The sequence below is a fragment of the Citrobacter sp. RHBSTW-00017 genome (assembly GCF_013797615.1).
GTDB lineage: Bacteria > Pseudomonadota > Gammaproteobacteria > Enterobacterales > Enterobacteriaceae > Citrobacter > Citrobacter braakii.
This window is the reverse complement of sequence record NZ_CP056899.1, coordinates 3,281,933-3,305,009: the sequence shown is the minus strand read 5'-3', so window position 1 is coordinate 3,305,009 and position 23,077 is coordinate 3,281,933. Positions and strand designations below refer to the sequence as shown.

The following is a 23,077-nucleotide window of genomic DNA, read 5'->3' as shown; positions in this document are numbered from 1 at the left end:
GGTTAAACCGACCTTTTATTATCTGGACGCCATTCGGGCGTTAAAAACAATCAGCGACTACGGAAGACAATGCGGCCTTTGCTCAGGTCGTACGGGGTCAGCTCAACAGTCACTTTGTCGCCCGTCAGGATGCGGATATAGTTTTTACGCATTTTACCGGAGATGTGTGCAGTAACCACGTGACCGTTTTCTAACTCTACGCGGAACATGGTATTAGGTAACGTATCGAGAACGGTACCCTGCATTTCAATATTGTCTTCTTTGGCCATCTAATCCTCTGGGGTATCACTACCGTAATTTGAACCGGCAAGATAATGCCGAAGTTCTTTTAATAAGTAAAGATTTGTGCGTTTAAAACACAGCAAATCGGGTTTGGCGCATTACTCTATCCACACACGGCAAAGCCGCACTTAAAGCGCAACGTGTAAGGGAACGAGGAGATAAACGATAGGCGTTGCCTGACGCGAACTGTTCCTTAACGGCGGCGGGGTAATGGGCTAAACCAACTCTGCGCGACAATTATAACACCCCGACAAAAAATGTGCCGAAAACATTCACTCCTGAGGTGAAAATAACGTCCTGGGAATCCAGAAATGGCTCGGTAGCCGCTGCTGGCGTAGTCTGCTCAGGTGCTCAAGGTACTCCCGACGCGGTGTTTCGACGGCGCCCAGCGAGGCTGTGTGGCTATTTAATACCTGGCAGTCGATTAATTTTCCGCCCTGACGGATAAATTCAGCGCAAAAAACAAGCAGTGCGGTTTTGGACGCATTTTCCTGACGGCTGAACATCGATTCGCCACAAAACAGCGTACCTTGCGCCACGCCATACATACCGCCCACTAATTCATTTTGTCGCCACACCTCAATTGAGTGGGCATGCCCCAGTTCGTGCAGCCGATGGTAAGCATCCACCACATCATGCGTTATCCAGGTGCCTTCTTCCCGGTCATTCGCGCAGCCTTCAATCACCTGACCAAACGCGTAATTGAGCGTCACGCGATAAGGCGAATTTTTATGAAAGCGTTTCATGCTGCGGCTGAGGTGAAATTTCTCGGGCCAAAGAATGGCGCGCGGATCGGGCGACCACCAAAGGATAGGGTCGCCAGGTGAAAACCATGGGAAAATACCGCGCTGATAGGCCATCAGCAGGCGGGCAGGGCTGAGATCGCCGCCAAGCGCCAACAAACCGTTAGGCTCGCGTAAAGCGCCTTCCGGTGACGGGAAGGCTATGGAATGGCGGGACAGTTGCACCAGGCGCATGACAGCGAAACTCCACTACGCGAGTTTGATCGTTCAATAATAGCTTACAGACGTTGCTTAAACTGGTAATAACGCCCCTGCCTGGCTAACAGATCTGCGTGATTACCTTGCTCAATAATTTGTCCGTTGTCCATTACTATTATTTGATCAAAACGTGACAGCCCACGCAGACGATGTGTAACCATTAATACGGTTTTGTTGCGCATGACATCGCTAATTAATTCAAGCATTTGACTTTCCGTTGTGGCATCCAACCCTTCGGTAGGTTCATCCAGCAGCATCAGCGGAGCATCGTGCAATAAGGCGCGGGCGATAGCCAGACGACGGAGCTCGCCGCCAGAAAGCTGACGACCGCCTTCGCCCAGCCAGGCGTTGAGTCCATCATCCTCAAGCAGTTTGTCCAGACCGACGCGGCACAACATCGCGGTTAAGGCGTCATCGCCGGCGTGCGGTGCCGCCAGCAACAGGTTATCGCGAAGCGTAGCGCTGAACAGATGCACGCGCTGTGGCACGACGCTGATACTCTGGCGCAGCGTGGCTTCACTAAGGGTCGCAATCGGCTGTTCGTTAATCAGGATCTCGCCACTCTGCGGATCCCATGCGCGGGTTAGCAATTGCAATAACGTTGACTTACCACAGCCGGTGCGACCGAGAATCGCAATGTGTTCACCGGGGTTGGCCTGCAGGGAAAGTGTATCGAGCGCCTTTTGCGCCTGTCCTGGATAGCTGAACGACACATCGCGTAGCGTAAGGGTTACCTGCTCTGAAACCGAGGAACCCGCATCCGGGAAGGTCACTTCTGGCTGCTGTTCGGTCAGTTCGGTGATGCGCAGCGCAGAGGCAATAACCTGGCCGAGATGTTGAAATGCGCCGGTGACAGGCGCTAACGCTTCGAACGCGGCTAGTGCACAGAAGACAAACAGCGCGATCAATGCGCCTGGCTGGGTGTTACCGCCCACGCCGCCTGAGGCCATCCATAGCATCATAATCACTGCCAGCGCGCCGACTAACAGCATGACCGCCTGCGACAACGCCGTTAATTCAGACTGGCGTCTCTGGGCTTCGTGCCACTGCAGCTCGGTGGCTTCCATTTGAGCGCGGTAGCGTTCACTGGCGCCAAAAATGGTCAATTCAGCCTGGCCCTGTAGCCATGAGGTTAACTGCTGACGATATTGCCCACGCAGATGCGTCAGACTTTGTCCGGTGCTTTTGCCTGCCTGATAAAAGAGTGGGGGCAGAATAAATAAGGTCAGCAGCATAATACCGCCGAGGGTGATAGCCAGCGTGAAATCGAGAACGCTTAGCCCCAGCGTGACCACCATGATGACGACAAAAGCCCCTACCAGCGGGGAGATCACGCGCAAGTACAGATGATCGAGCGTGTCGACATCAGCCACCACGCGGTTAAGTAATTCACCCTGTCCATAACGGGACAGGCCCGCAGGAGAGAGCGGCAGTAGTTTGCTGAAGGTATAAATACGCAAATGCTGCAGCACACGGAATGTTGCGTCATGGCTGACCAGTCGTTCGAAATAACGCCCCGCGGTGCGGGTGATCGCTGCGCCGCGTACGCCTGCGGCAGGGAGCATATAGTTAAAGCTGTAAATCCCGGTGACGCCAACCACCGCAGAAGCCGACAGGAACCACCCTGAAAGCGTCAGCAAACCAATACTTGCCAGCAGCGTGACGATCGCCAGAACGATCCCCAGCGTTAACATCCATTTGTGACGTTTATACAGCGTCAGATAAGGTAGCAAAGCGCGCATTTAGATGTCCTCCTGACGATGAGCCAGTAATGTCGCAAAAGCCCCGTTGGCTGAGCTAAGTTCGGTCCAGGTACCTTGTTCAACGATCTGTCCATCCTGCATCACCCAGATAGCGTTCCAGTCGGCAAGATCTTCCAACTGGTGCGTCACCATCAGCGTGGTCTGGCGGCGAGATGCCGCGCTCAACGCCTGCATCACGCGTTGTTCGCTGTGCGCATCAAGGCTGGCGGCGGGTTCGTCCAGCAGCAGTAACTGACAGGGATTGAGTAAGGCGCGAGCGACGGCAACGCGCTGCGCTTGCCCGACGGAAAGTCGGGCCGCCTGATCGCCTACTGGCGTATCCACGCCCTGCGGCAGCAGCGGTAAAAACTCGCTGACCCAGGCGCTGTCGAGTGCGGCTTGTAGCTGTTCTTCGCTGGCATCGGGGCGAGCCAGCAGAACGTTTTCGCGTAACGTGGCGGCAGGAAGCTGCGGATTTTGCCCGACCCATGACAGCTGTTTACGCCAGGAATCAGGTGACAGGTCGCGAAGCTCAAAGCCGTTAATTCGCAGCGATCCCCGATAAGAGAGGAAACCGGACAGGACATTAAGCAGCGAACTTTTACCGGAACCGCTGCGTCCAACCAGCACTGCGCGTTGACCGGCTGCCAGGGTAAAGTTGAGCGGGCCGGCCAGCACTTTACCTTCCGGCGAAGTGATAATCAGATCGTGTGCCTCAATTGAAACGGCGTCTTTCGTCGCCAGCTCAATGTCGCCACGCTCTGGATGAGCCAGCGGGGTTTCCATGAAGGTTTTCAGACTATCTGCTGCACCAACGGCTTGCGCTTTGGCGTGATAAAACGTGCCCAGATCACGCAGGGGCTGGAAAAACTCCGGCGCCAGAATGAGCGCGAGGAAGCCTGCTGCCAGCGTGACGCCCGTCCCGTAGTGGCCGAAATCGAGCTCTCCGAGGTAGGAAAAACCGAAGTAAACCGCCACCAGCGCAATAGACAGAGAGGTAAAGAACTCAAGGACACCGGATGACAGGAACGCCAGGCGCAGGACTTCCATGGTGCGCTGGCGGAAATCTTGCGACGCAGCGCGGATGCTTTCCGTTTCGGCTTCACCGCGACCAAATATTCTTAGCGTTTCCATACCCTGCAGACGATCGAGGAAATGACCGCTGAGGCGGGCAAGAGCCTGAAAATTGCGGCGGTTAGCATCGGCAGCGCCCATACCGACCATTGCCATAAATAACGGGATCAGCGGGGCTGTTCCGAGCAGAATAAGGGCGGCTACCCAGTTTGACGGGAATACCGCCGCCACAATCAATAATGGGACGCATACGGCCAGCGCCATTTGCGGCAGATAACGTGCATAGTAATCATGCATATCGTCAATCTGCTCCAGGATCAGCGTGGCCCAGCTCCCGGCCGGTTTGCCCTGTATCCAGGCCGGACCAGCCTGTTGCAGACGGTCAAGCACCTGGCGGCGAATTTCAAAGCGAATATGTTGCCCTGCGTGAAACCCGACCCGTTCGCGTAACCAGACGACCCATGCCCGCAGGATGAAAATCAATACCAGCACGATGAACGGAAGCAGCAGCGCCTCTCGGGGAATATTGGCCATGATCATATGGTCCAGAATGCGGGCCATGAGCCAGGCCTGAGCGACGATTAACAGACCACTCACGAACCCCAACAGGCGTGAAATGTTCAGCCATCGTTGGGAAATTACACTTTGCTGTTTTAACCAGCGGGTCAGCTCTTTTTGACGGGTTTTATTCATTGCACGCTTAGCAGGTGAGTTATTGGAATTTTTGGGCAGGGCAATGTTACAACGAGGCAAAAATAAAGGCGACTTATAGTCGCCTTTTTTACTTTTGTTACTGATTTGTAAAACTTATTTGCAAGCGTCCGCCAGACCGTCGAGATAACGTTCTGCATCGAGCGCGGCCATACAGCCTGTGCCCGCAGAGGTGATCGCCTGGCGATAAATATGATCCATTACGTCACCGGCTGCGAAGACACCCGGGATGCTGGTTTGTGTGGCATTACCGTGAATACCGGACTGAACTTTGATGTAGCCGTTTTCCAGTTCAAGCTGACCGTCGAAAATGGCAGTATTCGGGCTGTGACCGATAGCGACAAACAATCCGGCAACGTCAAGTGACTCCACATTGTCAGTGTTTTGCGTATCGCGCAGGCGCAGCCCGGTTACGCCCATTTGATCGCCGGTTACTTCTTCCAGCGTGCGGTGGGTGTGCAGCACGATGTTGCCGTTTTCAACTTTATCCATCAAACGCTTGATGAGAATTTTCTCAGCGCGGAAACTGTCGCGACGGTGAATCAAATGCACTTCAGATGCGATATTCGCCAGATACAGTGCTTCTTCAACCGCAGTGTTGCCACCGCCAATCACCGCAACTTTTTGGTTACGGTAGAAGAAACCGTCGCAGGTTGCGCAGGCGGAAACGCCGCGGCCTTTGAATGCTTCTTCTGAAGGCAGGCCCAGGTAACGTGCTGATGCGCCGGTAGCGATGATCAGTGCGTCACAGGTGTACTCTCCGCTATCGCCGGTCAGACGGAAAGGGCGGTTTTGCAGATCAACTTTGCTGATGTGATCAAAAATGATTTCTGTATCAAATTTGGTCGCATGTTCGTGCATACGCTCCATCAGCAGCCGGCCAGTGAGATCGTGCGGATCGCCAGGCCAGTTTTCCACTTCTGTTGTTGTGGTCAGTTGACCACCTTTTTCCATACCGGTAATCAGTACCGGTTGCAGGTTAGCGCGTGCAGCGTAGACCGCAGCGGTATATCCCGCAGGGCCTGAGCCCAGAATAAGAAGTTTACTGTGTTTGGTTGCGCCCATGAGATCCCCATTGTTGTTGGCAGGCAATGAGCAGGATTGTAGGGAATTTACAGGCGTAAAAAAAGAGTATGGCGATTTTGTTAACAATATGTGTAATAGAAGAAACCGATGAGCGGGGGAATTAGTCGTAATACTATAACGATTTCTACTAAAAATCGGTCAGTTATAAGGTGATAAAATGACGATTTTCCATCACTGCGAATGAATAACTGGCATGTTGTACTAAAAATCGATGTTTTGCTTTGACAATCACCTGCTGTTTTGCGAAAACAGTCAAGGAAGAAAAAAAATGTGTCATGTATGTGCTGCATAATCATGCATGTAGATACCATGTTTACCGTGTTAGCGAAATCTACGCATGGTGTGGACAGATGCCATTCGTGATGTCGATAGCCGCCGACAGGCAACGGTCTTCTCACCATAAGCCCAGGCATTACAAACCGAAAATCCCTCTGGGTTGCGGTTTATTTTGATGGGTAGCGACTCTGAACAGTGATGTTGGTAGAGTCAGGCAGGAGTAGGGAAGGAATACAGAGAGACAATAATAATGGTAGATAGTAAGAAGCGCCCTGGCAAAGATCTCGACCGTATCGATCGTAACATTCTTAATGAGCTGCAAAAGGATGGGCGTATTTCTAACGTCGAGCTTTCTAAACGTGTGGGACTTTCACCAACGCCCTGCCTTGAGCGTGTGCGTCGGTTGGAAAGACAGGGTTTTATTCAGGGCTATACAGCGCTGTTAAACCCGCATTATCTGGATGCATCACTTCTGGTTTTTGTTGAGATTACTCTGAATCGTGGCGCCCCGGATGTGTTTGAGCAATTTAACTCTGCAGTACAAAAACTTGAAGAAATTCAAGAGTGTCATTTGGTTTCCGGTGATTTCGACTATTTGTTGAAAACACGCGTACCGGATATGTCGGCGTACCGTAAGCTGTTGGGGGAAACCCTGCTGCGTCTGCCTGGCGTGAATGACACACGTACTTATGTCGTAATGGAAGAAGTCAAACAGAGCAATCGTCTGGTAATTAAGACGCGCTAACACGGAACAGGTGCAAAATCGACGCAGTTTGATTACACTCCTGTTAATCCATACAGCAACAGTGCCGGGGCAACCCGGTGCTGTTGTCCGTTTTAGCATCGGGCAGGAAAAGCCTGAAACCTGGAGAGCCGTTTTTGAGCCAGGAATACACTGAAGACAAAGACGTCACATTGACGAAGTTAAGCAGCGGGCGCCGACTCCTGGAAGCGCTACTGATCCTTATTGCCCTTTTTGCCGTCTGGTTGATGGCTGCCTTACTCAGCTTTAACCCTTCGGATCCCAGTTGGTCGCAAACCGCGTGGCACGAACCTATCCATAATCTTGGGGGAATACCCGGAGCATGGCTGGCAGACACACTGTTCTTTATTTTTGGCGTCATGGCCTACACCATTCCCGTCATCATTGTCGGCGGCTGCTGGTTTGCATGGCGACACCAGGCCAGCGACGAATACGTCGATTATTTTGCCGTTTCGCTGCGTATTATTGGCGTTCTGGCGCTGATCCTTACCTCCTGCGGGCTTGCCGCAATCAATGCCGATGACATCTGGTATTTCGCCTCTGGCGGCGTGATCGGCAGCCTGCTCAGCACCACGTTGCAACCATTACTGCACAGTAGCGGCGGTACGCTGACGCTATTGTGCATTTGGGCTGCGGGATTAACGCTGTTTACCGGCTGGTCATGGGTGAGCATTGCGGAAAAACTGGGCGGCTGGTTACTCAATATCCTGACGTTTGCCAGCAACCGTACCCGCCGCGACGATACCTGGGTCGATGACGAAGAATATGAAGATGAAGATGAGTCTTTCGACGCCGCTGATGGCAAACCTGATGAATCGCGTCGGGCGCGTATTCTGCGCGGTGCGTTAGCGCGCCGTAAGCGTCTGGCGGAGAAATTTACCAACCCGCTTGGCCGTCATACTGATGCTGCGCTGTTTTCCGGCAAACGCATGGATGATGAAGATGAAATTGAATACAGCGCTCGTGGCGTGGTTGCCGATCCTAACGATGTGCTGTTCTCCGGTAATCGTGCGACGCTGCCTGAATATGACGAACTTGACCCACTGCTGAATGGCCATTCGGTGACAGAGCCAGTTGCCGCCGCAGCGGCAGCGACAACGGCAGCTCAGGCCTGGATCGCACCGGTTGATCCGCTGCTGCAAACATCGCCAGTGACCAATACTGTTATGGAACAACCGGCCCCAGCCGTAGCCTGGCAAGCCGTGCCTGGTCCGCAAACCGGTGATGCGGTGATTGCGCCAGCACCTGAGGGGTATCCTCAGCCAGCCCACTACGCACAGCCACCGGTGCAGCAGCAGTATGAACCATGGCAGCCGCCGGTTGTGGAGGAGAGTCCGCAGCCGCAGGGATTTACCGCGGAGCACAACTGGCAGCCGGAACCTGCATATCAGCCGGAGCCCGTGCAGCAACCTGTTTATCAGCCGGAATCAACCTTTCAACAAAACGCCGCGTTCCAGCAGCCTGCGGTTGAACAACCGCCTGTAGTGGAACCTGAGCCGGTGGTTGAAGAGGTTAAACCGACTCGTCCGCCACTCTACTATTTTGAAGAAGTTGAAGAGAAACGTGCACGTGAGCGCGAGCAACTGGCCGCCTGGTATCAGCCGATTCCAGAGCCTGCTCAGGAGCCTGAACGTGTTAAGCCGTCTATGCCGACGGCAGCATCCATACCGCCCGTTGAGTCAGTTGCTGCCGCTGCGCCGCTGGCCGCTGGGGTGAAAAACGCCGCTTTAGGGGCGAGTGCGGCTGCCGCAGCACCTGTCTTTAGTCTTGCGGGTAGCGGTGCACCGCGTCCACAGGTGAAAGAGGGGATTGGTCCGCAGTTACCGCGTCCGAATCGTGTGCGCGTGCCTACTCGTCGGGAGCTGGCGTCGTATGGCATAAAACTGCCGTCACAACGTATGGCTGAAGAGAAAGCGCGCGAAGAGCATCTTGATACAGATGCGTACAGTGACGAAGAAATTGACGCAATGCAGCAAGATGAGCTGGCGCGTCAGTTCGCCCAGTCGCAGCAGCACCGCTATGGCGACGAGTATCAGGATGATGCCAGTCAGACTGATGATGATTCAGCCGCAGAAGCAGAACTGGCACGCCAGTTTGCCTCTTCCCAGCAGCAGCGCTATTCCGGTGAACAGCCTGCCGGAGCGAATCCGTTCTCGCTTGATGACTTTGAATTTTCGCCAATGAAAACGCTGGTGGATGATGGTCCACATGAGCCGCTATTTACTCCAGGCGTAATGCCGGAGCCTGCGCCGCAGTACCAGCAGCCTGTCGCACCGCAGCAGCATTATCAGCAGCCGGCGCAGCCTGTCGCACCACAGCAGCATTATCAGCAGCCGGCGCAGCCTGTCGCACCACAGCAGCATTATCAGCAGCCGGCGCAGCCAGTTGCACCACAACAGCATTATCAGCAGCCAGCGCAGCCAGTCGCACCGCAGCAGCATTATCAGCAGCCGGCGCAGCCTGTTACAGCGCCGCCGCAGGATAGCCTGATCCATCCGCTCCTGATGCGTAATGGCGACAGTCGTCCGGCGCACCGTCCAAGTACGCCGCTGCCATCGTTGGATCTGCTCACGCCGCCGCCGAGTGAGGTTGAGCCGATAGATACTTTCGCTCTGGAGCAAATGGCTCGTCTGGTGGAGGCTCGTCTGGCGGACTTCCGCATTAAAGCCGATGTGGTGAACTACTCACCTGGTCCGGTTATTACCCGCTTTGAGCTTAATCTTGCGCCTGGAGTTAAAGCGGCGCGTATTTCCAACCTGTCGCGAGATCTGGCGCGTTCATTATCGACCGCAGCGGTACGCGTGGTCGAGGTAATTCCGGGCAAACCGTATGTCGGGCTAGAGTTACCCAACAAAAAACGTCAAACCGTTTATCTGCGCGAAGTGTTGGATAACGCCAAATTCCGTGATAACTCATCTCCGCTGACCGTGGTACTGGGTAAAGATATTGCGGGCGAACCCGTGGTTGCCGATCTGGCGAAAATGCCGCACTTGCTGGTGGCAGGGACAACCGGTTCCGGTAAGTCGGTTGGGGTGAACGCCATGATCCTCAGCATGTTATACAAGGCGCAGCCGGAAGACGTTCGCTTTATCATGATTGACCCGAAAATGCTGGAACTGTCGGTTTATGAAGGCATTCCGCATTTGCTGACTGAAGTTGTGACCGACATGAAAGATGCTGCCAACGCCCTGCGCTGGAGCGTCAATGAAATGGAACGTCGCTACAAGCTGATGTCGGCGCTTGGTGTGCGTAACCTTGCCGGTTATAACGAAAAAATTGCTGAAGCCGCCCGTATGGGGCGTCCGATTCCGGACCCGTACTGGAAGCCGGGCGACAGTATGGATGTTCAGCATCCGGTGCTGGAAAAACTGCCGTATATCGTTGTGCTGGTGGATGAATTCGCCGACCTGATGATGACCGTGGGTAAAAAGGTGGAAGAACTGATTGCTCGTCTGGCGCAAAAAGCGCGTGCGGCGGGGATCCACCTGGTGCTGGCGACCCAGCGACCGTCGGTTGACGTTATCACTGGTCTGATTAAAGCGAACATCCCAACGCGTATCGCCTTTACTGTGTCCAGTAAAATTGACTCGCGTACCATCCTTGACCAGGGCGGCGCGGAATCGCTGTTGGGTATGGGTGACATGCTTTATTCCGCACCAAACTCAACGATCCCAGTGCGAGTACACGGCGCCTTTGTACGCGATGAAGAAGTTCACGCTGTGGTTCAGGACTGGAAAGCGCGCGGTCGTCCACAATACGTTGACGGCATAACGTCTGACAGCGAAAGCGAAGGCGGCGGTGGCGGCTTTGATGGTGGCGAAGAGTTGGATCCGCTGTTCGATCAGGCGGTAAACTTTGTCACCCAGAAACGCAAAGCCTCAATCTCCGGCGTCCAGCGTCAGTTCCGTATCGGTTACAACCGAGCGGCGCGTATCATCGAACAGATGGAAGCGCAGGGAATTGTCAGCGAGCAAGGGCATAATGGTAATCGTGAAGTGCTGGCTCCACCGCCCTTCGAATGATTGCAAAGTTAAGTAATTCAGTATTTTCTACTTTCCTCATGCTGATTTTTGGCCTGAAATGGATAGCAGAGGGATCTCCCCGTTGGGAGTGACGTATTTTGAGGAATAACAATGAAAAGAATCGCAATCACCTGTGCATTATTGTCGAGCTTTGTGGTGAGCAGCGTCTGGGCAGATGCTGCCAGCGACCTGAAAAGCCGCCTGGATAAAGTCAGTAGCTTCCATGCCAGTTTTACTCAGAAGGTCACGGACGGTAGCGGTGCGGCGGTGCAGGAAGGTCAGGGTGACTTATGGGTTAAACGTCCTAATCTGTTTAACTGGCATATGACGCAGCCTGACGAGAGCATCCTGGTTTCCGATGGTAAAACGCTGTGGTTCTTTAACCCGTTTGTTGAGCAGGCGACTGCGACATGGCTGAAAGACGCCACGGGCAACACGCCGTTTATGCTGATTGCACGTAACCAGGCCAGCGACTGGCAGCAGTACAATATTAAGCAAAATGGCGATGATTTCGTGCTGACGCCAAAAACCAGCAGCGGTAACCTTAAGCAGTTTACTATCAATGTTGGGCGTGACGGGACGATCCACCAGTTCAGCGCCGTTGAACAAGACGATCAGCGCAGCAGCTATCAGCTGAAATCTCAGCAGAATGGTGCGATTGAACCCTCTAAATTCACCTTTACCCCGCCGCAAGGTGTAACGGTTGACGATCAACGTAAGTAGAGGCGTGTGAGTGAGCAATCTGTCGCTCGACTTTTCTGATAATACTTTTCAGCCGCTGGCCGCGCGTATGCGGCCAGAAAATTTAGCGCAGTATATCGGCCAGCAGCATCTGCTGGCTGCGGGCAAACCCTTGCCGCGCGCCATTGAGGCCGGGCATCTGCACTCCATGATTTTATGGGGACCGCCGGGGACCGGGAAAACGACGCTTGCCGAAGTTATTGCCCGTTACGCCAACGCCGATGTCGAACGAATTTCGGCAGTTACGTCTGGCGTGAAAGAAATTCGTGAAGCGATTGAGCGTGCGCGTCAGAACCGTAACGCGGGTCGACGCACGATCCTGTTCGTGGACGAAGTTCACCGTTTTAATAAAAGCCAACAGGATGCGTTTTTACCGCATATCGAAGACGGTACCATTACGTTTATTGGCGCCACCACTGAAAACCCCTCGTTTGAGCTCAACTCGGCGCTGTTGTCGCGTGCACGCGTTTATCTACTGAAATCGTTAACTTCCGACGACATTGAACAGGTGCTGGACCAGGCGATGTCAGACAAAGCGCGTGGTTATGGCGGCCAGGATATTGTTCTGCCGCCAGAAACGCGTCGGGCTATTGCCGAACTGGTTAATGGTGACGCGCGGCGGGCGCTGAATACGCTGGAAATGATGGCCGATATGGCCGAAGTTGATGATTCCGGCAAGCGCGTATTGAAACCAGAATTGCTCACCGAAATTGCCGGTGAACGTAGTGCGCGTTTCGATAATAAAGGCGATCGTTTTTACGATCTCATCTCCGCATTACACAAGTCGGTACGTGGAAGCGCCCCAGATGCGGCGCTTTATTGGTATGCGCGAATTATTACCGCTGGTGGCGATCCGCTGTACGTTGCCCGTCGCTGTCTGGCGATTGCCTCAGAAGATGTCGGCAATGCCGATCCCCGCGCCATGCAGGTGGCGATTTCCGCATGGGACTGTTTTACCCGCGTGGGACCCGCGGAAGGCGAACGCGCGATTGCTCAGGCGATTGTTTATCTGGCCTGTGCGCCAAAGAGTAATGCGGTTTACACCGCCTTTAAAGCCGCGTTGTCTGATGCCCGCGAACGTCCGGATTACGACGTGCCGGTTCACCTGCGCAATGCGCCGACTAAGCTGATGAAAGAGATGGGCTACGGTCAGGAGTATCGTTATGCCCATGATGAGCCTAATGCCTATGCCGCCGGAGAAGAGTACTTCCCGCAGGAAATGGCACAAACGCGCTATTATCGCCCCACAAACAGAGGTCTTGAAGGCAAGATTGGCGAAAAGCTCGCCTGGCTCGCCGGACAGGATCAAAATAGCCCTATAAAACGCTACCGTTAGTGTTATCGTTGCGGTAATGTTGTCTCTGTATCCCTGTGACCGCAGGCTGTGGTCACTTTCTCCTATTTTAATTCGATAAGCACAGGATAAGCATGCTCGATCCCAATCTGCTGCGTAATGAGCCAGACGCAGTCGCAGAAAAACTGGCAAGCCGGGGCTTTAAGCTGGATGTAGATAAGCTGCGCGCTCTTGAAGAGCGTCGTAAAGTTCTGCAGGTACAAACTGAAAACCTGCAGGCAGAGCGTAACTCGCGATCGAAATCCATCGGCCAGGCAAAAGCGCGCGGGGAAGATATCGAGTCTTTACGTCTGGAAGTGAACAAACTGGGCGAAGAGCTGGATGCCGCGAAAGCTGAACTTGATACCTTACAGGCCGAGATCCGCGACATTGCGCTGACTATTCCTAACTTGCCAGCGGACGACGTTCCGGTGGGTAAAGATGAAAATGACAACGTCGAAGTCAGCCGCTGGGGTACTCCGCGTGAGTTTGATTTCGAAGTGCGCGATCACGTTACCCTGGGTGAAATGCACACGGGTCTTGATTTCGCCGCTGCGGTTAAGCTGACCGGCTCTCGTTTCGTGGTCATGAAAGGGCAGATTGCGCGTATGCACCGTGCGCTGTCTCAGTTCATGCTGGATCTGCATACTGAACAGCATGGCTATAGCGAAAACTACGTCCCGTATCTGGTTAACCATGACACGCTGTACGGTACAGGCCAACTGCCGAAATTCGCTGGCGATCTGTTCCATACCCGTCCGCTGGATGAAGAAGCTGACAGCAGCAACTATGCGCTGATCCCAACGGCAGAAGTTCCGCTGACCAACCTGGTGCGCGACGAGATCATCGATGAAGATGCGCTGCCGATCAAAATGACTGCGCATACGCCGTGCTTCCGTTCTGAAGCAGGTTCTTACGGTCGTGACACGCGTGGTCTGATCCGTATGCACCAGTTCGATAAAGTTGAGATGGTGCAGATTGTTCGCCCGGAAGATTCGATGGACGCGCTGGAAGAGATGACCGGCCATGCCGAGAAGGTCCTGCAACTACTGGGGCTGCCGTATCGCAAAATCATCCTGTGCACTGGCGACATGGGCTTCGGCGCATGCAAAACTTACGATCTGGAAGTGTGGATCCCGGCGCAGAACACCTATCGCGAAATCTCCTCTTGCTCCAACGTGTGGGATTTCCAGGCTCGTCGTATGCAGGCGCGTTGCCGCAGCAAATCCGACAAAAAGACCCGTTTAGTGCATACTCTGAACGGTTCCGGTCTGGCGGTTGGGCGTACGCTGGTTGCGGTAATGGAAAACTATCAGCAGGCTGATGGCCGCATTCAGGTTCCGGAAGTATTACGTCCGTACATGAATGGCCTGGAATTCATCGGCTAAGCTACCTTCCTCTGCTAAAAAAGCGCCTCAGGGCGCTTTTTTTATGCCCGTTTGACGTCGGACAATAACGACTACTCCCATAGGGGTAATACTGACTTCGAATGAAAGTCAGTATTTTTCTCTGTCTTTTAGCAAATTCAGTTTCTACCAGCCTGTATATCGATATTAACGTTATATAAAAAACTATACATCGAATATTTGTATTTTGTTTATTGTGAGCAGCAGAGTGAGCCACTATGAAAACTAAGATCCCCGATGCCGTGCTGGCAGCTGAGGTTAGTCGCCGCGGTTTGGTGAAAACGACGGCGATAGGCGGACTGGCGGTGGCCAGTAGCGCGTTTACCCTGCCATTTACCCGTATTGCAAATGCTGCAGAAGCCCTTAATCCGACACCGATTAATGAGAAAGTGATCTGGAGCGCGTGTACGGTGAACTGCGGCAGCCGCTGCCCGCTGCGTATGCATGTGGTCGACGGTGAAATAAAGTATGTCGAAACCGACAACACCGGCGATGACAACTATGACGGTCTGCACCAGGTACGCGCCTGTCTGCGTGGTCGTTCCATGCGTCGCCGAGTCTATAATCCCGATCGTCTGAAATACCCGATGAAACGCGTTGGTAAGCGTGGCGAAGGAAAATTTGAGCGCATCAGTTGGGATGAAGCCTACGACATCATTGCCAGCAATATGCAGCGTCTTATCAAAGACTACGGCAATGAGTCTATCTACCTGAACTACGGTACCGGTACGCTGGGTGGCACTATGACGCGCTCGTGGCCGCCGGGTAAAACGCTGGTAGCACGGTTGATGAACTGCTGCGGCGGCTATCTTAATCACTACGGTGACTACTCTTCAGCGCAAATCGCTGCCGGGTTGAACTATACCTACGGCGGCTGGGCTGACGGTAACAGCCCGTCCGACATTGAAAACAGCAAGCTGGTGGTTCTGTTCGGTAATAACCCTGGTGAAACCCGTATGAGCGGGGGTGGCGTAACCTATTACCTTGAACAGGCGCGACAGAAATCCAATGCCCGCATGATCATTATCGATCCCCGTTATACGGATACCGGTGCGGGGCGTGAAGATGAATGGATCCCGATCCGTCCTGGTACTGATGCGGCGCTGGTCAATGGTCTGGCGTATGTCCTGATCACCGAAAACATGGTTGACCAACCGTTCCTCGACAAATATTGCGTGGGTTACGACGAGAAAACCTTACCGGCCGACGCACCGAAGAACGGTCACTATAAGGCGTATATTCTTGGGCAGGGTAAGGACGGCATTGCCAAGACCCCGGAGTGGGCGGCGCAGATTACCGGTATTCCCGCTGAACGTATCGTCAAACTGGCGCGTGAAATAGGTAGCGCTAAACCGGCATACATCAGCCAGGGGTGGGGGCCGCAGCGTCATGCTAACGGTGAAATAGCGACCCGCGCCATTTCTATGCTCGCTATCCTGACCGGTAACGTTGGGATCAACGGCGGCAACAGCGGGGCGCGTGAGGGCTCATACAGTTTGCCGTTTGAGCGTATGCCAACGCTGGAAAACCCTGTTGAAACCAGCATCTCGATGTTCATGTGGACGGACGCGATTGAGCGAGGCCCGGAGATGACGGCCCTGCGTGACGGCGTACGCGGCAAAGACAAGCTCGATGTTCCTATTAAGATGATCTGGAACTATGCCGGTAACTGTCTGATTAACCAACACTCTGATATTAACCGCACGCATGAAATCCTCCAGGACGAGAAGAAGTGCGAGATGATCGTCGTCATCGACTGTCATATGACTTCCTCGGCGAAATACGCAGACATTTTGCTGCCGGACTGCACCGCCTCCGAACAGATGGATTTCGCGCTGGATGCCTCATGCGGGAACATGTCCTATGTGATTTTCACCGATCAGGCGATCAAACCACGCTTCGAATGCAAGACTATCTACCAGATGACTAGCGAGCTGGCGAAGCGCCTTGGCGTTGAGCAGCAGTTTACAGAAGGTCGTACTCAGGAAGAGTGGATGCGCCATCTGTATGAGCAGTCGCGCAAAGCGATTCCTGAACTGCCTACGTTTGAAGAATTCCGTCAGCAAGGGATCTTTAAACAGCGCGATCCGCAAGGACATCATGTGGCGTACAAGGCATTCCGTGAGGATCCTAAAGCCAATCCGCTGACCACGCCGTCAGGTAAGATCGAAATTTATTCGCAGCAGCTTGCCGAGATCGCGGCAACCTGGGAACTGCCGGAAGGTGATGTAATTGATCCGCTACCGATTTATACCCCAGGCTTTGAAAGCTTAAACGATCCGCTGGTGGAGAAATTCCCTTTGCAGCTGACCGGCTTCCACTATAAGTCTCGCGTTCACTCGACCTATGGCAACGTCGATGTCCTGAAAGCATCCTGCCGCCAGGAAATGTGGATCAACCCGATGGATGCGCAGCGACGCGGTATTAACAACGGCGACAAGGTACGTATCTTTAACGATCGTGGTGAAGTGCATATTGAGGCGAAAGTGACGCCACGTATGATGCCCGGCGTGGTGGCATTGGGCGAAGGGGCCTGGTATGACCCGGATGCAAAACGCGTGGATCAGGGCGGTTGTATTAACGTCCTGACGACCCAGCGTCCGTCTCCTCTCGCAAAGGGGAATCCGTCACACACGAACCTTGTTCAGGTTGAAAAGGCGTAAGGAGTAACCGATGACAACCCAGTATGGATTTTTTATTGATTCCAGCCGTTGCACCGGTTGCAAAACCTGCGAACTGGCCTGCAAAGATTTCAAAAATTTAACCCCGGAAGTCAGCTTCCGCCGCATTTATGAATACGCAGGCGGCGACTGGCAGGAGGACAACGGCGTCTGGCATCAGAACGTCTTTGCTTATTACCTCTCCATTGCGTGTAACCACTGTGAAGATCCAGCCTGTACCAAGGTTTGTCCGAGCGGCGCGATGCACAAACGTGAAGATGGTTTTGTCGTTGTCGACGAAGATGTTTGCATTGGCTGCCGGTATTGCCACATGGCCTGTCCTTACGGCGCGCCACAGTACAATGCTGAAAAAGGGCATATGACTAAATGTGATGGCTGCCATGAGCGCGTCGCTGAAGGCAAGAAACCTATCTGCGTGGAGTCCTGCCCACTGCGTGCGCTGGATTTTGGTCCGATTGAAGAGCTGCGCAAAAAACATGGTACTTTGGCTGCGGTAGCGCCACTGCCGGGCGCGCACTTTACCAAACCAAGTATTGTCATCAAACCTAACGCCAATAGCCGTCCGACCGGGGATACTACAGGTTATCTGGCCAATCCGAAGGAGGTGTAAGATGGGAAGTGGATGGCATGAATGGCCGCTGATGATCTTCACTGTCTTCGGACAGTGTGTAGTTGGTGGCTTTATCGTTCTGGCGCTGGCGTTGATGAAAGGGGACTTACGCCCTGAATCGCAGCAGCGCGTGATTGCCTGCATGTTCGGGCTGTGGGTATTAATGGGCATTGGCTTTATTGCTTCCATGCTCCACCTGGGCTCACCGATGCGCGCCTTTAACTCACTCAATCGTGTAGGATCTTCTGCGTTGAGTAATGAAATTGCCAGCGGCTCAATCTTCTTTGCCGTTGGCGGCATCGGCTGGCTGCTGGCAACGTTGAAAAAAATGTCGCCCGTATTACGCAATCTGTGGTTAGTTGTCACCATGGTACTGGGCGTGGTTTTTGTCTGGATGATGGTGCGCGTGTATAACACCATCGATACCGTACCGACCTGGTACAGCATCTGGACGCCGCTGGGCTTCTTCCTGACGATGTTTATGGGCGGTCCGCTGCTGGGATATCTGTTGCTGAGAATTGCTGGCGTGGACGGTTGGGCGATGCGCCTGTTGCCGGCTATTTCAGTGCTTGCTCTGGTCGTGAGCGCCATCATGTCTGTAATGCAGGGGGCTGAACTGGCGACGATCCACAGTTCCATTCAACAGGCGTCTGCGCTGGTTCCGGATTACGGCTCGCTGATGGCGTGGCGGATTGTCGCTCTGGCATTAGCGCTGTGCTGCTGGATTGTACCGCAAGTGAAAGGCTACCAGCCTGCAGTTCCGCTGCTTTCCGTCGCGTTTATTCTGCTGTTAGTCGGCGAGTTGATTGGTCGTGGCGTGTTCTACGGTCTGCATATGACCGTCGGTATGGCGGTTGCCAGCTAAATGACAAACCGGGGCATAGCCCCGGTTTTTTTACTTCTGTTTAGTTAACGTGTCGTAGCTGGTCATCAGATTGCGATAATCAGGAATGTGATTAGAGAACAGCGTCGCCAGACCTTCGATATCGTTGCGCCAGTCGCGATGCAACTCACATGCGACACCAAACCACGTCATCAGTTGAGCACCGGCCTGGGACATCCGATCCCATGCTGAATGGCGAGTAATTTCATTAAATGTACCCGACGCATCGGTTACGACAAAGACATCAAAACCTTCTTCAATAGCCGAGAGCGCAGGGAAAGCAACGCAAACTTCCGTCACGACACCGGCAATAATCAGCTGTTTTTTACCGGTCGCTTTCACTGCTTTCACGAAATCTTCGTTATCCCACGCGTTAATGTTTCCGGGGCGAGCAATATAAGGCGCATCGGGAAATTGAGCTTTCAGTTCCGGTACCAGTGGCCCGTTTGGTCCTGTCTCGAAACTGGTTGTCAGAATGGTTGGGAGTTTGAAGTATTTTGCTAAGTCGCCGAGGGCAAGCACGTTGTTTTTAAATTTATCGGGATCGATATCCCGAACCAGAGAGAGCAGGCCAGCCTGATGGTCGACCAGCAGTACTGCCGCATTATCTTTATCAAGTCTTACGTAAGGTTTAGTCATGATATTTCTCCTGTTCAGCATCAGTGGGGGAAATTTGATGAGTTTAAGTCTACAGAAAGAACGATATATGGATTAGATACCTAAATAAGAACTCACTGTTCTATTTTGAAGACAATGCAGATCTGCATCCCGCATAGAGTTTAGTAAGAAATAAAAGTAAGGGGAGTCCATGAAATTTTTCGACTGAACGCAACGCGAGATTTTTGTTTTAGATCAATAAAAACAAGCAGATGTGTTTTTGTGTTTTTTATCTATTCACATTAAGAATCAGTAATGCAAATCGATCGTCCGGAAAGCGCCTCAGCCCTTTGATTGCGCCGATTGACAATGTTTTTGGCAGTGGCATGATGCGCATGAAATTTGAACTTCCTCACGGTTTTTATTCATGTCCATCTATACCCGTCCCGTCATGCTGTTGCTGTGCGGGCTGCTTCTGCTGACCCTGGCGATCGCCGTGTTAAACACGCTCGTCCCGCTTTGGCTCGCCCATGAAAATTTGCCCACCTGGCAGGTGGGGGTGGTGAGTTCTTCCTACTTTACCGGCAATCTGGTAGGGACGTTGCTGACCGGGTATTTAATAAAACACCTTGGTTTTAATCGCAGCTATTACATTGCCTCGCTTATTTTTGCCGCGGGCTGTATCGGCCTGGGGGTTATGGTGGGATTCTGGAGCTGGATGACCTGGCGTTTTATCGCCGGTGTTGGCTGCGCCATGATTTGGGTGGTAGTGGAAAGTGCGCTGATGTGCAGCGGGACTTCGCGTAATCGCGGACGCTTGCTTGCCGCCTATATGATGATCTATTACGTGGGGACGTTTTTAGGCCAGCTACTGGTTAGTAAAGTATCAACAGAATTGATGAACGTCCTGCCGTGGGTGACGGGTACGATCCTGGCTGGTGTTTTGCCATTGCTCTTTACGCGCATTGCCAATCAGCAGGGTGATGAACAGCAGTCTACTCCTATTACCTCCATGCTGAAGCTGCGGCAGGCGCGTCTGGGCGTTAACGGCTGTATTATTTCCGGGATTGTGCTGGGGTCTTTGTATGGCCTGATGCCGCTGTATCTCAACCATCAAGGGGTGAGCAACGCCAGCATTGGTTTCTGGATGGCGGTTCTGGTTAGCGCCGGTATTCTGGGGCAATGGCCGATTGGCCGCCTGGCAGACAAGCTGGGGCGCCTGCTGGTTTTACGCGTCCAGGTCTTCGTGGTTATCGTCGGAAGTATCGCCATGCTGAATCAGGCGGCGATGGCGCCTGCGTTGTTTATGTTGGGTGCGGCAGGTTTTACCCTCTATCCGGTGGCGATGGCCTGGGCCTGTGAAAAGGTTGAACATCATCAGCTGGTCGCCATGAATCAGGCATTGTTATTAAGCTATACCGTTGGCAGCCTGCTGGGTCCTTCATTCACCGCAATGCTGATGCAGAATTATTCCGATAATCTATTATTCATTATGATTGCCAGCGTATCGTTTATTTATCTGCTGATGTTGTTGCGTAGCGCCAGACATACGCCGACTCCGGTGGCTCACGTATAAAGCGCGCCAGACGGTATGCAAGGCAAAATGTTTGCATACCGTGACTCATTTTCCCATTGCGGGTATGCCGGAAGTTGCGAGGTATTCGCATGCTTTCAGCGTGCAGTGAAGCTGCGCCTGACTGGTCATACTCGTCAGCTGTTGTAAATGCTCCCCTTCATCCAGCCAGCAAACCAGTTTTTGAATCATTTCAATATGTCGGGTGCTGCTGGCAGCCGCCAGGACAATAATTAACCGCACATCTGGATGCCCAGGAAAAGGCACCGCCTCTTTCAGACACAAGAGCGACAAATGTGTCTCACTGCTTATCACTCCTTCTTCCGGACGAGCGTGCGGCAGGGCAAACTCAGGGCTTAAGATGTACCACGGACCCAGTTGTTCTGTTTCACGGATGATTGCCTGTGCGTAGGCGGACGTAATCGCGCCCAGTTCTTCCAGAGGCTGGCAAGCCAGCGTCACGGCCTCCTGCCAGGATCGGCATTGTTCACGAAACTGACAGGCAGAAAATAGCGCAGATGTCATTGTGTTCTCCTTATTTCAGAGCAGCAGACCGCATTGCGGTCTGCCAACCCGAACTATCTCAGGGCTTCAAAGAGTGCGGTCGCCGAAATACCGTATTTCTCTTTCAACTGGCGGCTATTGCCTGATTCCGTAAACGTATCTTGTGTCCCCAGTCGGATTAATCTCGTGGTTAATCCTTCCTCCGCCAATACTTCAGCAACCTGTCCGCCAAGCCCACCGATGATCGTGTGATTTTCAATCGTTGCGATCTGCGGGCAGTTGGCAATCAGTTGCAGAAAGCGCTGGCGGTTAAACGGTTTTAGCATGGCGACGTGAATCAGCTTGCCACGTTTTCCCTGGGCGCACAGCTGCACATAACCTGCGCTTGCCTGCTCCAGAACGGTCCCTTCATAGAGAATGGCGAAGTCATTGCCTGAGTCCTCCACGGCGGCGATATCGGTCACTCGCGGAACGGTAGATTTATCGCGCACGGGCATCGGTTCTCGGGCTACGCGAATATAGACCGGACCGGGAATGTTTACTGCCTGTTCAAATGCGGCCTCAACTTCTTCAGCGTCGGCAGGTGTTAGAATTGTGAGCCCCGGCAGTACGCGCGTCAGGGCCAGATCTTCCAGCGCATGATGCGATGCGCCGTCAGGTCCATCATCCATTCCTGGGTGGCTACCAACTAATTTAATGTTAGCTTTGGCGTAGCACGCCTGGCGCAGTTGAGTCCAGGCGGTGCCTGTCACAAACATCGCAAAGTTAACGTAGAACGGAATATTTCCTTCCAACGCCTGGCCAGTGGCAAAGCTCATTGCCGATCCTTCCGCAATACCCATTTCAAAGAAAGCGTCTGGATAGACGGCCTGGAACTGGTCAGTGCGGGTGGAGCTGGCTAAATCACTATCAATGGCGACAATGGGATAGCCCTTTTTTTTCAGGGCAATGAGTGCGTTACCAATTTCATCACGTGGGGCTTTCATCACTGCAACTCCTCCATAGCCTGCTGATATTGTTCGGTGGTTGGGGTTTTTGAATGCCAGTCACCGTTATTTTCCATATAGCTAACGCCACTGCCTTTGGTGGTATGCGCAATAATGGCGACAGGTTTTCCTTTCAGATGGCGTGAAAGCATCAGCGTGTCGGCAACCTGATGCATATCGTTACCGTTATGGAGTTCGAGTACGTGCCAGCCGAAAAGACGCACTTTGTCGGCCAGAGGTTCCAGATTCACCACCTGATTAACGGGGTCGTGGGAGGAAAAACCGTTGTAGTCGATAATCGCCACCAGGTTATCCATCTTCATATGGCCTGCCTGTTGTAGCGTTTCCCAGATTTGCCCTTCGTGCATTTCGCCATCGCCAATGATGGCGAAAACGCGCTGTGATTCCCCCCGCTGTTTTTTGGCCGCCGCCATACCAAAGGCAATGGATAATCCCTGGCCCAGCAGGCCGGTTGTTGCATCGACTTCGGGCAGAGATTTGATGCTAGGGTGCCCCTGTAAACGTGAGTTAATTTGTCGAAAAGTATTAAATTCGCTGCGCTCAATTTTGCCTTTTTGATGCAGCATGGCGTACTGAGCAGCAACCGCATGACCTTTGCTCATGACCACGCGAGCGCGAGGGGCGCAGGTGAAGTCTACCTCTTGATCGTAAATCCAGGTCAGAATGTCGATGATGGACAATGCACCGCCAGGATGGCCAATGCCTGATTCATAAATCATGGTGACAATATCCCGGCGAGCAGCCAGCGCATGGGATTTCAATTCGTCAATATTCATGTTCATTCC

The 23,077-nt window shown here is 53.2% G+C and carries 18 protein-coding genes and 1 pseudogene; 9 read left to right on the top strand and 10 right to left on the bottom strand.

Translation table 11 applies throughout. From position 1 onward, the window contains the following. Positions 1 to 50 precede the first annotated feature (50 nt). From infA to trxB, 6 genes and pseudogenes are all read right to left on the bottom strand, one after another. Positions 51 to 269 (bottom strand): translation initiation factor IF-1, encoded by a 219-nt coding sequence (gene infA / locus HV037_RS16065; protein ID WP_002211347.1) that lies wholly within the window; start codon positions 267 to 269, stop codon positions 51 to 53. Next, positions 197 to 554: pseudogene (locus HV037_RS16060) on the bottom strand (hypothetical protein). The gene infA and the pseudogene HV037_RS16060 overlap by 73 nt, the downstream one beginning before the upstream one ends. Continuing rightward, complete coding sequence (gene aat / locus HV037_RS16055; protein ID WP_016152424.1) at positions 555 to 1,259, bottom strand: leucyl/phenylalanyl-tRNA--protein transferase; 705 nt, start codon at positions 1,257 to 1,259, stop codon at positions 555 to 557. Between the two features lie 44 nt (positions 1,260 to 1,303). After that, the gene (cydC, locus tag HV037_RS16050; RefSeq protein ID WP_094761268.1) at positions 1,304 to 3,025 is read right to left on the bottom strand and encodes a cysteine/glutathione ABC transporter ATP-binding protein/permease CydC; all 1,722 of its coding nucleotides are present in this window, start codon (positions 3,023 to 3,025) and stop codon (positions 1,304 to 1,306) included. Next, positions 3,026 to 4,792: a cysteine/glutathione ABC transporter permease/ATP-binding protein CydD gene (gene cydD / locus HV037_RS16045; protein ID WP_103283671.1), complete on the bottom strand. Its 1,767-nt coding sequence runs from the start codon at positions 4,790 to 4,792 to the stop codon at positions 3,026 to 3,028. 114 nt (positions 4,793 to 4,906) lie between these two features. Further along, positions 4,907 to 5,875, bottom strand: coding sequence for a thioredoxin-disulfide reductase (trxB, locus tag HV037_RS16040; protein ID WP_103283672.1), 969 nt, complete (start codon positions 5,873 to 5,875; stop codon positions 4,907 to 4,909). A gap of 547 nt (positions 5,876 to 6,422) precedes the next feature. Between trxB and lrp the strand changes: the two genes are divergently transcribed. The 8 genes from lrp (at position 6,423) to HV037_RS16000 (ending at position 18,593) form a co-directional block, all read left to right on the top strand. Further along, positions 6,423 to 6,917, top strand: a complete 495-nt coding sequence (lrp, locus tag HV037_RS16035) for a leucine-responsive transcriptional regulator Lrp (RefSeq protein WP_002439523.1) — start codon at positions 6,423 to 6,425, stop codon at positions 6,915 to 6,917. A gap of 134 nt (positions 6,918 to 7,051) precedes the next feature. After that, positions 7,052 to 10,957 carry a DNA translocase FtsK gene (gene ftsK / locus HV037_RS16030; protein ID WP_181500115.1) on the top strand — a complete coding sequence of 1,302 codons (3,906 nt, stop codon included), beginning with the start codon at positions 7,052 to 7,054 and terminating at the stop codon, positions 10,955 to 10,957. Positions 10,958 to 11,068: 111 nt separating this feature from the next. Next, positions 11,069 to 11,680 (top strand): outer membrane lipoprotein chaperone LolA, encoded by a 612-nt coding sequence (gene lolA / locus HV037_RS16025; protein ID WP_003831898.1) that lies wholly within the window; start codon positions 11,069 to 11,071, stop codon positions 11,678 to 11,680. 10 nt (positions 11,681 to 11,690) lie between these two features. Further along, positions 11,691 to 13,034: a replication-associated recombination protein RarA gene (gene rarA, locus HV037_RS16020; protein ID WP_016152429.1), complete on the top strand. Its 1,344-nt coding sequence runs from the start codon at positions 11,691 to 11,693 to the stop codon at positions 13,032 to 13,034. Positions 13,035 to 13,126: 92 nt separating this feature from the next. Continuing rightward, positions 13,127 to 14,419 carry a serine--tRNA ligase gene (serS, locus tag HV037_RS16015; protein ID WP_003831902.1) on the top strand — a complete coding sequence of 431 codons (1,293 nt, stop codon included), beginning with the start codon at positions 13,127 to 13,129 and terminating at the stop codon, positions 14,417 to 14,419. A gap of 236 nt (positions 14,420 to 14,655) precedes the next feature. After that, positions 14,656 to 17,100: a dimethylsulfoxide reductase subunit A gene (gene dmsA / locus HV037_RS16010; RefSeq protein WP_049269642.1), complete on the top strand. Its 2,445-nt coding sequence runs from the start codon at positions 14,656 to 14,658 to the stop codon at positions 17,098 to 17,100. Between the two features lie 10 nt (positions 17,101 to 17,110). Continuing rightward, positions 17,111 to 17,728: a DMSO/selenate family reductase complex B subunit gene (locus HV037_RS16005; protein ID WP_003035741.1), complete on the top strand. Its 618-nt coding sequence runs from the start codon at positions 17,111 to 17,113 to the stop codon at positions 17,726 to 17,728. Between the two features lies 1 nt (position 17,729). After that, a complete protein-coding gene (locus HV037_RS16000) occupies positions 17,730 to 18,593 on the top strand; it encodes a dimethyl sulfoxide reductase anchor subunit family protein (RefSeq protein ID WP_016152432.1) in 864 nt (287 codons plus the stop codon). 30 nt (positions 18,594 to 18,623) lie between these two features. Here HV037_RS16000 and ycaC read toward each other — a convergent pair whose 3' ends face one another. Then, the gene (ycaC, locus tag HV037_RS15995; protein WP_016152433.1) at positions 18,624 to 19,250 is read right to left on the bottom strand and encodes an isochorismate family cysteine hydrolase YcaC; all 627 of its coding nucleotides are present in this window, start codon (positions 19,248 to 19,250) and stop codon (positions 18,624 to 18,626) included. A gap of 385 nt (positions 19,251 to 19,635) precedes the next feature. On the opposite strand from ycaC, the gene HV037_RS15990 reads away from it, so the two are divergent. Then, positions 19,636 to 20,784: an MFS transporter gene (locus tag HV037_RS15990; RefSeq protein ID WP_016152434.1), complete on the top strand. Its 1,149-nt coding sequence runs from the start codon at positions 19,636 to 19,638 to the stop codon at positions 20,782 to 20,784. A gap of 45 nt (positions 20,785 to 20,829) precedes the next feature. Here the strand turns inward: HV037_RS15990 and HV037_RS15985 are convergent, their stop codons facing one another. Genes HV037_RS15985 through HV037_RS15975 form a run of 3 tightly spaced genes read right to left on the bottom strand, consistent with a single transcriptional unit; the run spans position 20,830 to position 23,068 of the window. Continuing rightward, the gene (locus HV037_RS15985; protein WP_046274696.1) at positions 20,830 to 21,306 is read right to left on the bottom strand and encodes a PTS sugar transporter subunit IIA; all 477 of its coding nucleotides are present in this window, start codon (positions 21,304 to 21,306) and stop codon (positions 20,830 to 20,832) included. A 53-nt stretch (positions 21,307 to 21,359) separates the two neighbouring features. Then, a complete protein-coding gene (locus HV037_RS15980) occupies positions 21,360 to 22,271 on the bottom strand; it encodes a transketolase C-terminal domain-containing protein (protein ID WP_103283675.1) in 912 nt (303 codons plus the stop codon). Then, positions 22,271 to 23,068, bottom strand: coding sequence for a transketolase (locus HV037_RS15975; RefSeq protein ID WP_049043003.1), 798 nt, complete (start codon positions 23,066 to 23,068; stop codon positions 22,271 to 22,273). Before HV037_RS15975 ends, HV037_RS15980 begins: the two co-directional genes overlap by 1 nt. Between the last annotated feature and the right edge of the window lie 9 nt (positions 23,069 to 23,077).